The organism is Actinomycetospora sp., assembly GCF_055612215.1.
In genome coordinates, this window is sequence record NZ_JBVPVA010000909.1 from 1 (window position 1) to 3458 (window position 3458).

Annotated in this window: 4 protein-coding genes and 1 pseudogene; all 5 read right to left on the reverse strand. The window is 74.9% G+C overall.

Going from position 1 to position 3458, the window contains the following annotated elements; all coding sequences use genetic code 11:
- Positions 1 to 214 (reverse strand): annotated as a pseudogene (locus tag AC0CYZ_RS24760) (hypothetical protein); the annotation flags it as partial.
- Positions 215 to 297: 83 nt separating this feature from the next.
- Positions 298 to 894, reverse strand: a complete 597-nt coding sequence (locus AC0CYZ_RS24765; RefSeq protein ID WP_472220284.1) for a TetR/AcrR family transcriptional regulator — start codon at positions 892 to 894, stop codon at positions 298 to 300.
- 60 nt (positions 895 to 954) lie between these two features.
- Positions 955 to 2016, reverse strand: a complete 1062-nt coding sequence (locus AC0CYZ_RS24770; protein WP_472220286.1) for a maleylacetate reductase — start codon at positions 2014 to 2016, stop codon at positions 955 to 957.
- A gap of 10 nt (positions 2017 to 2026) precedes the next feature.
- Positions 2027 to 2896 (reverse strand): dioxygenase family protein, encoded by an 870-nt coding sequence (locus AC0CYZ_RS24775; protein ID WP_472220288.1) that lies wholly within the window; start codon positions 2894 to 2896, stop codon positions 2027 to 2029.
- Between the two features lie 54 nt (positions 2897 to 2950).
- The coding region (locus tag AC0CYZ_RS24780; RefSeq protein WP_472220290.1) for an aromatic-ring hydroxylase C-terminal domain-containing protein at positions 2951 to 3458 on the reverse strand (508 nt) is incomplete at its 5' end.

Genomic DNA, 3458 nt, shown 5'->3' on the forward strand with positions numbered 1-3458 from the left:
CGGCGAGGTCCGCGGCCAGCCCGCGGATCCGGGCCCAGAGCTCGCCGCGCGTCGTCGCACGGAGCTCGCCGTCGGGGGTGCGCTCGCGGGTCAGGACGGCGTCCGGGTCGCGTCGGGCGAGGCGGCCGACGAGGTCGGGCAGGTCCGACGGAGGCGGGCCCGGGGCCGGGTGCGCCGACACCGGTCGCGGGGTGGTCACGCTGTCCTCGCTCACCGGGCAAAAGTCGGTGCGCTCCGCGCTTGTGAGCACTTTTCCGTGTCATAGGACGTATTTGTGCTCACGGGCGCTGAGCGCACCTACAGGCCCGAGCGAGCCGGCACGTGCGCCGTCCACCCCCGCTCGAGCAGCACCATCCGGCGGTCGAGCACCTCGACGGGGTGCGACTCCCCCGCGAGCATCCCGCGCGTCTCGAGCACGAAGTGGGCCAGCGCGGCGCACGTCGTCGGGTGGACCCGGCCGGCGCACTCCTCGACGATCGCGGTCGTCAGCGCCTCCTCGTGGCGCAGCCACCGCCGGCGCGAGTAGTCCCGCAGCGCCGCCGAGCTCTCGAGCAGGGCGAGGAAGCGGCGCCGGCGCACGTCGTCGGCGGGGACCGGGCCGAGCGCCGCGCGCAGGTGCTCGCGCAGCGCGGCGACGATCCCGTACCCGGCGGGCCGGTCGTGGACGGCGGCGACGAGGGCGGCCTCGTCGTCGACGTCGTCGTCGAAGACCAGGGCCTCCTTGCCGGGGAAGTGCTTGAACAGCGTCGCGGTGGACACGTCCGCGGCCTCGGCGACCTCGCGGACCCCGACGGCGTCGTACCCCCGCTGCGAGAACAGCTCCAGCGCGGCGTCGGCGATCGCCCGGTGGGTGGCCGCCTTCTTGCGCTCGCGTCGTCCCAGGAGCTCGGCCACGTCGGTCACCTCACAGAGGTCGGTCCCGCGTCAGCAACGGCACGTCGCTGACACCTGACGTCAGGATGGAGCCATCCTGACATCGGAACCCAGCGCGCGGTCGAGCAACGCGCGGACGTCGGCCGCCGTCGGGACCCGCGGATGCGCCGGGGGCGGTGATGCGGCCCGCTCGGCGAGCACGTCGAAGCGTGAGTCGTCCGCGCCCAGTTCGGCGAGCGTCGTCGGGGCGCCGAGGTCGGCGAACAGCCGGTGCAGCACCGCGGCCGGCTCGCCGCCCAGCGCCCGCTCCAGCGCCGCCGCGGCCTCCGGGACCGCCGGCAGCGTCCACGCCACGACGTGCGGCAGGAGCACGGTGTGCGTGCCGGCGTGGGGCAGGTCCAGGCCGCCGCCGAGGACGTGGGCCAGGCGGTGGTGCAGGCCCATCGTCGTCACCGCGAGGCCGGCCCCGGCGAGCCACGCGCCGTAGAGCAGGTCGGCCCGCGCCGCCGGGTCCTCCGGAGTCGCTCGCACGCGCGGGAGCGCGTCGACGATCGCCCGCGCCGACTCCGCCGCCTCGAGCCGCGTCACCGGGGTCGCGTCCGGCGCCCAGAGCGCCTCGACGGCGTGGGCGAGCGCGTTGCCGGCGCTCGTCACCGACACCGCCACCGGCAACGACGTCGTCAGCTCCGGGTCGTAGACGACGACGGCCGGGCGCACCCGCTCGTCGCGGCCGGTGGTCTTGACGCCGTCCTCGGTCCGACCCCAGACCGGGGTCATCTCCGAGCCGGAGTATGTCGTGGGGACGGCGAGCAGGGGCACCCCGGTGTCCCGAGCGATCGCTTTCCCGAGCCCGATCGCCGAGCCGCCGCCGACCGCGACGCACCCATCCGCGCCCAGCTCCCGCGCCCGCGCCACCCCGGAGTCCGCGACCTCGGCCGGCACGTGCTCCACCGCGTCCGCGAGTACGCCCGCGCACCGGGAGCCCAGGAACCCCGCCGCCCGCTCCCCCAGCGCACGCCGTCCCGGGGTGGTCACGACGACGACGCGGCGCGGCGCGAGCCGCGCCACCTCCTCGCCGAGCTCGGCGAACCGGCCCGCGCCGAACACCACCCGCGTCGGGCGCGGCAGCTCGGTGAACCTCACGCAGCCGCCCTCACGATCCGGCCGGCTGCAGCACGACGTCGAACTGCGCCCGCCGGAACGGGTTCGGCAGGCCGTGGCGCGCGGCGGCCTCGGCGTCGTCCACGGTCGCGAAATCCCGCACCAGCGACTGCTTCACGGCGAACACTGCGTCAGAGTCGAGGTACTCGCTGCCCTCGACGAACACGTGCGTGGTCACCGGGACGTATCCCGGCGCCTCGACGATGAAGTGGACGTGCGCCGGCCGGTAGGGATGGCGGCGGGTGGCGCGCAGCAGGGCACCGACCGGGCCGTCGGTGGGGATCGGGTAGTGCGCCGGGACGATGCTGCGGAACCAGAACCGGCCCTCGTCGTCGGCGGTGAACAGGCCGCGCCCGTTGCCGAGCGGCTGGCGGCCACCGGACTCGACGTCGTAGGAGCCCTGCTCGTCGGCCTGCCAGACGTCGATCCGCGCGCCGGGGATGCGGGTGCCGTCCGGTGCGGCCACCGAGCCCTCGATCAGGCAGGGTTCGCCGGTCCCGAGGGAGTCCACCGAGTCGCCCAGCGCGCGCTCCGGGCTCGTGACCACGTGGAACGGCCCGAGCACGGTGGAGGCGGTGGCGTCCTGGGCCTGCCGCTCGGCCTCCATGGTCTCGACCAGCATCGACGCGCCCATCACGTCGGAGAACAGGATGAACTCCTGCCGGTGCTCGTCGCACTTCTGGCCGATCGCGGTGAGGAACTCGATGCCCTGCTCCCACTCGGCGAGGCTGGGGCGCACGTCGCGCAGGAAGCCGTGCAGGTGGCGGACGAGGCCCTCGATCACCTCGTGCAGCCGCGGGTCGGGCGTGTCCGCGAAGCTCGCGAGCACGGCGTCGACGGAGTCCTTCTCACTGAAGTCCATGGTTGGCCTCCGGCCCATGTGAACGATGGTGGTCGCCCGGGCGACCACAATCGTTCACATGCGCGATAGCGCTCGGTCGAGCGTGGTGGACAGGGTGGTGGCGGGGTCGTCGGGCAACGCGGCGAACCGGGCCGCGACGTGGTGGTCGGGGCGCACGAGCACCGCGCCGGTGTCCCCGATCCCCTCGGTCTCGAGCAGCGTGGCCCAGTCGCCGTAGGGGTCCTCGACGTCCTGGCCGGGACCCACGACGATGAGCGCGACGAGACCGGAGGCGACGTCGGGCGCGGCGCCCCACGCCTGCCCGCCCGGTCCCGTGAACAGCGTGAACCGGCCGTGCCCGGCCAGCTGGATCGTCGAGACGTCGCGGTCGGTCCGGCCCAGCCACACGTGCGGCACCCGTGCGCCGGGCGTCGTCGACGGGACGTGGACCAGTTCCGGGTCCTCGGCCGCGATCAGCGGGTCCGGGGCGAGGTCGTCGGGCACGACCGCGCTCGAGACGTAGCGGGGGTTGAGCTCCACGCCGTGCGCGTCGAACTCGTAGGCCTTGAACCGCACCGCCTCG

Excerpts from the sequence above, each read along its gene's own strand:
- AC0CYZ_RS24775 (WP_472220288.1), bottom strand. The coding sequence starts at position 2,896 with ATGGACTTCAGTGAGAAGGACTCCGTCGACGCCGTGCTCGCGAGCTTC.